This window comes from Mesorhizobium sp. M5C.F.Ca.IN.020.29.1.1, assembly GCF_003997375.1.
Lineage (GTDB): Bacteria > Pseudomonadota > Alphaproteobacteria > Rhizobiales > Rhizobiaceae > Mesorhizobium > Mesorhizobium wenxiniae.
This window is the reverse complement of the sequence record NZ_RZSW01000758.1, coordinates 1-2,261: the sequence shown is the minus strand read 5'-3', so window position 1 is coordinate 2,261 and position 2,261 is coordinate 1. Positions and strand designations below refer to the sequence as shown.

2 protein-coding genes and 1 tRNA gene are annotated in these 2,261 nt (G+C 62.0%); 2 read left to right on the top strand and 1 reads right to left on the bottom strand.

What is annotated here, in order from left to right:
* On the bottom strand, nt 1-1,261 hold a 1,261-nt coding region (aroA, locus tag EOA85_RS33165; protein ID WP_127212524.1), incomplete at its 3' end, for a 3-phosphoshikimate 1-carboxyvinyltransferase.
* Between the two features lie 195 nt (nt 1,262-1,456).
* Between aroA and EOA85_RS33160 the strand changes: the two genes are divergently transcribed.
* The gene (locus EOA85_RS33160) at nt 1,457-1,846 is read left to right on the top strand and encodes a TIGR02300 family protein (protein WP_127212523.1); all 390 of its coding nucleotides are present in this window, start codon (nt 1,457-1,459) and stop codon (nt 1,844-1,846) included.
* A gap of 170 nt (nt 1,847-2,016) precedes the next feature.
* Nucleotides 2,017-2,092, top strand: a tRNA-Ala gene (locus tag EOA85_RS33155).
* Nucleotides 2,093-2,261: the final 169 nt, after the last annotated feature.

The window sequence follows — 2,261 nt, the reverse complement described above, 5'->3', positions numbered from 1 at the left end:
TCGCAAGCCCCATCACCAGAAAGCTCATGGCGATGCGGTGGTCGAGATGAGTCTGCACGATGGTGCCCTGTCCATTGGGATGCTGGCCCAGTCCCTTGCCTCCCGGCCTTCCGCGCACCGCCAACGAGGCCTCGCCCTCGGTACAGTCGACGCCGTTGAGCTTCAGTCCTTCGGCCACTGCCGACAGCCGGTCGGATTCTTTCACCCGCAGCTCTTCCAGTCCCTGCATCAGCGTCTCGCCCTCGGCGAAGCTGGCGGCGACAGCAAGCACCGGATATTCGTCGATCATCGTCGGCGCCCGTTCCGGCGGCACGGTGACGGCTTTCAGTTCCGAATGACGCACCCGCAGATCGGCGACATCCTCGCCGCCTTCATTACGCGGGTCGACAATGTCGATCCGGGCGCCCATTTCCTGCAGCGTCAAAAGCAACCCGGTCCGGGTTGGGTTCATCAGCACGTTTTCGATCGTGATGTCGGAGCCCGGCACGATCAGCGCCGCGACCAGCGGGAAGCCGGCCGAGGAGGGATCGCCCGGCACCGCGATGGTTTGTCCGGTAAGCTTGCCCTGGCCCTCGATGAAGATATGGCGCACGCCGCGCTCATCGGTCTCGACCGACAGATTGGCGCCAAATCCCCTGAGCATCTTTTCGGTGTGGTCGCGCGTCATCACCGGCTCGATGACGGTGGTGATCCCAGGCGTGTTCAGCCCGGCGAGCAGTACCGCCGACTTCACCTGCGCCGAGGCCATCGGCACACGGTAGGTGATGGGTGCTGCGTGCTTGGGCCCGTGCAGCGTGATCGGCATGCGATCGCCGGGTGTGGCTTTCAGCACCTGCACGCCCATCTGGCGCAGCGGTTCGAGCACGCGGCCCATCGGCCGGCCGGACAGCGAGGCGTCGCCGATGAAGGTGGTTTCCATGTCGTAGGTGCCGACCAGGCCCATGGTGAGGCGCGAGCCGGTGCCGGCATTGCCGAAATCGAGCGGGCCTTCCGGCTGCAGCAGCGCGCCGTTGCCGGTGCCGCGGATCACCCACTCAGTGCCGAGCTTTTCTATATGCGCGCCCATTGCCTTCATCGCGGCGCCCGTGCGCATCACGTCCTCGCCTTCCAGCAGGCCGGTGATGCGGGTTTCGCCGGAGGCAAGGCCGCCGAACATGAAAGAGCGGTGCGAAATCGACTTGTCGCCCGGCACCCGCGCCGCGCCTGAAAGCGCTGACGATTTGCGGGCGGTGGCCGGTTTCGGGGCGGCAGTATGCGACATGGCTTTTCCCTGCGTGAAAATGCCGGTGGCCGGCCATTTTCTTTTGGTTTGGGCGGTCTCGTATCACGGCGGACGGAAATGGTCATCCCCTTGCAAGAGGTCGCTCAACGCGGCGATTTATGACGCTGGCTTTAGGCTTTGACAGCGCCGCAAACTGTGGTTATGGGGACCAAACTTTCATCGACGAGGCTTGCAGTGGCAAAACCCGAACTTGGCACCAAACGCATCGACCCCGAGACGGGTCAAAAATTCTACGACCTGAACAAGGATCCGATCGTCTCGCCCTATACCGGCAAGAGCTATCCGCGTTCCTATTTCGAGGAAGGCAAGATCGCCGCCCTCGAGGAGGAAGAGGAAGTTGCCGAGAAGGAAGTGGACGCCGAGGAGGAAGAGGGCGTCGAGGTCGTCTCGCTCGAAGAGGCGGACGAGGATGCGAAAGCCGACGATCTTCCCGATCTCGGCGATGACGAGGACGATGTGGACCTCGGTGACGAGGATGACGATACTTTCCTCGCAGACGAAGAGGAAGAAGACGACGATGTCGCCGACATGATCGGCGTCGGCGACGACGACGACGAAGTCTGATCGGGCCTCTGGCGCAAGCGCCTGCCGACTTTCGCGGCGTCTTAATAAAAAGCGGCTCTTGAAGGCTTGATATTGACGGAAGGCGGGGTTAGAAGCCGCTGCACTAACGGCGCGGTCTCAACCCGCGCCGGATCTCTTCGCCGGCAACGGCGCCGGTAGACTGCCGGAGTGGGGCCATAGCTCAGTTGGGAGAGCGCTTGAATGGCATTCAAGAGGTCGTCGGTTCGATTCCGATTGGCTCCACCAGTTTTCTCTTGGGAAAATTAGTCGTTGTAGGCCTGCCTATCACTCGCAGGCCGACAACTCGGGCGGGTCCCCTGAAAAATTTCGCTGTATTTCGGTTAGCCTGAAGCTGAAAACCCCGGCAATCACCAGGGTTTTCAGCACACTAACTGCTAATAATACCAGGCCCAAA